This window comes from Vibrio sp. V33_P6A3T137 (assembly GCF_009904835.1).
Lineage (GTDB): Bacteria > Pseudomonadota > Gammaproteobacteria > Enterobacterales > Vibrionaceae > Vibrio > Vibrio metschnikovii.
Map to the genome: position 1 here is coordinate 1 of NZ_WXWK01000018.1, position 3,492 is coordinate 3,492.

The window sequence follows — 3,492 nt, forward strand, 5'->3', positions numbered from 1 at the left end:
GAATTAAATATCATGGCGAGACCAACATATAAAATCGAAAAACTAAAGGGTGAATGTAGCGTCTATAGAAAGCTAGCAGAGAAGGTGCTAGGCGATAATGATGTTAAAAAAACGAAGCAGATTGAAATAGCTAAACAGTCTTTAGTGGTTGCTGCTAATAATATCATTAGTGTCTTTTATATGGAGTTAGTTCAGGCTTACTACGTTGAGGCTGAAATGGATATGCCGGAAAGTGAGCGTTCTGAATATGCTCTAAACCATTGGCTCAATTCATATGATTTACCTTTCTCTATTGAGTCTTATGAGTCTTACACTCCATTGGTTTGTTTATGCCTGTCTCTTGAAATGGACCTCCTTGATATATCGGACTTTACTGGGTTTGACTATAACCTTGCTGAGAATAAGAAAAGTAGCTACCAGAAGTTAATTGAACGTTCTTATCAAGACCTTCTTGTACCTGTTTATATGTTATCTCTAGTTGATTCCTTTTCTCTCATGTATTTAAAGGCGGAGCATTTGTTTGAGTCAGGAGGGAATGGACACGAATATGAAAGTATCGTAGCTGAATTAACTTCTACTCTTGAAAGCATTCGCGAGATAGCTGAGCTTTTAGACCCAATCACAGGTTTATACTCGGAAGTTTTGGCTGAGAAGAAAAAATTAATCAGCAAGGTAAGAGCTGCAAGTGTACAGAAAAGGCATGACAAAAACATTCCATTATATGAAACGGAAATGCTAGAGCTAGAGGTTGTTTTTAAGTTGATGTTCGAGTATTTAAAAGCTGATGAGGAGCCAAAGTCATATGTAGGTGTTATCAATGCATGTGATTTTTTTGTTAATGGATGTTACTATGTTGATGATTTGGCAACCAAGACGAAGATGCTAGCTGGCATTGAAAGATTCAAAGAATTTAAACCTAGCTCGTCGCATAAAACTACCCTCCGGCTTAGTAAGCGTGTACTTGATAAAACGGATTCCACAGTCTATAAACAGCTATTTACTCAAGTATCGCGTAGATTCTATAAGGAAAAGGCGGAGTGTTAGCAAGGATATACTTTTAAAAAAAGCTGATTTTGTACTTACGTGTTCGATTCTAGAAAATCAATATTATAGGGGTTACCGATAAATAACATAGGTAATCCTGAATGCAGACTTTAATGCTTACCGCAGAATCTTTAGCTTCTCACCCCGTAGTGTTACCGGGTGAGAAGGCTATTACATACCGTCGAGAAGGGACTCGTAATCAATACGTTACTTTTTCGTCAACCATGATCTCTTTTAGCATATCAAAGACATTCAAACGTCAGCGTTTTAAAGAAGTAATCGGACACTGGCCTGAAATGAGCATCAGTATGTTCGATAAACTAGCTCGTCAACGTTTGTCTGACATTGAGATGGGGCAGTGGACTAAGACCGGAAAGGTTCGTCTTGGTGATTTTTTTATCGATTATGTTTTTCCTCAAATGCAAAGCCATAACCGAGATATTAAAAGCGTAAAAACTCGTTGGCGACGTATAATGCCTAGTTTTGCCCATCGACCTCTCTGTGACGTAACGCGTATGGAGATTGAGAGTTTTTTAGTTAAGTTATCTGAATCTGTTACTGGTGCGACTGTAAACCGTCACCTATCTTTATTATCCCGAATCTTTTCTGCTGCTGTTTCATTGGACATGCTAGCCAAGAACCCGTGTTGCGGGATCAAAAAGTGGGCAGAGAACAACATTCGACATCGAGTACTTAATCAGTCTGAGATGGATTTATACGTGCTGGAAGCATCGAAAATTGATACGCCTCAGTCTAGGGCTTTACTTTTGAGTTTATTTCTTGGTTTGAGGATCGGTAACGTGATCTCAATAACTAAAAGTATGGTTGATTTGCCATCAGCGAAGTTATATTTACCTTTAACTAAAAGTGGTAAAGCGCACACGGTATCTCTAAATGATGCGGCATTGCTAATTTTGCGCCGTTCTTTGGCTACTTCAACGAACAACTGGGTATTTCCTTCTTATATAAATGATGGAGAGCATATTGCGTATCCTAGAAGCTGTCATGAAAAGCTCAAGGCTAAGGTATTGCAGAAATTCCCTTCAGCTTCGTCGTTTAATATACATGATTTGCGCCGTACTTATGCCAGTCGTCTTTTGACGCAAACTGGTGACGCGAGACTGGTGCAGATGAGCTTATTCCACCAATCTATGGCGACAACTGAGCGTTATGCATTTCACCAATCATCAACGTTATTGCAAGCGAGTCAGGCGACTGCCTCCTCTATGTTATCACCCGAAGCCTTCGCTTTATTAGAAGGAGATGTGTAATGGACGATGTAATCTTAACGAAGAGTGATCTTGCCAAGCGACAGAAGCGAAGTTTAGAGTCTATTACTACGGCTTGCTCTCGAAACCCTTCAGCAGTACCTCCATTTTTTAAGTTAGGTAATAATAGAAATAGCCCGATACGCTTCCGTTTGTCTGACGTAATCGAATGGGAAGCTGAAATGGCAGGCCAGCAGAAACTCGTTGCTTCGTCGTATAGCCAAAAAATGAATCCTAAGTGGAATATTTAATTTGATAAAATTGACGACCGATAAGGGCATTGTGTGTAGCACAATGCCCTTATCGGTCTTTGTTTACTGGTGTTTTCAATCTAGGGACGGGTAGAGCAGATAAATTACTCTTTTTGTACTTAGTAGCCGACGCTTTCTCTAATTGAGATGATTCATCTACAGCAGATGTGCTGTGAAGCGAGCCCTTATTGTGGCTTAGTATTTTCTTCTTATTGGAGTGTGTATTATGCAAAAACCTATCTTTGTTTCTACAACAAACGGCGTTAAAAACGTCAGTCTTTCAAGCAGCATCATTTATGACGATGGTTTTACTCTTGCTTTAGATCCTAAATGCAATGCGATTTGTTTTGAGAAGGGCGATGATTCGTTGGCATTGTTTGAACGACTAAAAAAGGTGGTTAAGCCTACTAAAGGTCATTCCATCATTCTTGATAATGGGAGTTTCATCGATCCTTCCGTTATCGCTGAGATTTTTATTTCGCCAAAGAGTTCGAACCTTCTCATCACTGGAACTAATGGAAAGTTACTCTACATGTTTAAAACGACAGATTTTAGTCGTCTCGATTTTCTGCTTGATGAGCTATCCAAGCGCATGATGGTTATAGGTGATGGGGAACCAGTTACGCCTATTGAATGGGCTGATTTTAAGTAGCGCCCTTCTATACATCTTACTTTAGTGGCGCTGTTATAGCGCCGTTATTGTATCTGGAGTTTTAAGTATGAGTTATCTAGAAAACAAATTAGACGCCGGGGTTGAGCGTATTGGGCTAGCTAGTTACGGAACGGATGATATTGATGCGGAGGTGAGCTTCAATGATTGGGAGCTTCCTACTGCTGAGCCTTCTAAAACAAGATCAGATAATCGGTCTCAAAAGGTGTCAATATTTGAGCAGCCAATTATCAGTATTGATACGGAGTACACATTATCT

The 3,492-nt window shown here is 39.7% G+C and carries 5 protein-coding genes; all 5 read left to right on the plus strand.

Going from position 1 to position 3,492, the window contains the following annotated elements:
- On the plus strand, positions 1-1,044 hold a 1,044-nt coding region (locus CAG60_RS01515; RefSeq protein WP_161438115.1), incomplete at its 5' end, for a hypothetical protein.
- Positions 1,045-1,145: 101 nt separating this feature from the next.
- Positions 1,146-2,315, plus strand: coding sequence for a tyrosine-type recombinase/integrase (locus tag CAG60_RS01520; RefSeq protein ID WP_158138918.1), 1,170 nt, complete (start codon positions 1,146-1,148; stop codon positions 2,313-2,315).
- Positions 2,315-2,563, plus strand: coding sequence for a hypothetical protein (locus CAG60_RS01525; RefSeq protein ID WP_158138917.1), 249 nt, complete (start codon positions 2,315-2,317; stop codon positions 2,561-2,563). Before CAG60_RS01520 ends, CAG60_RS01525 begins: the two co-directional genes overlap by 1 nt.
- Positions 2,564-2,789: 226 nt before the next feature.
- Positions 2,790-3,215, plus strand: a complete 426-nt coding sequence (locus CAG60_RS01530; RefSeq protein ID WP_158138916.1) for a hypothetical protein — start codon at positions 2,790-2,792, stop codon at positions 3,213-3,215.
- Between the two features lie 67 nt (positions 3,216-3,282).
- A partial coding sequence (locus tag CAG60_RS01535) for a hypothetical protein (RefSeq protein WP_161438116.1) occupies positions 3,283-3,492 on the plus strand: 210 nt, incomplete at its 3' end.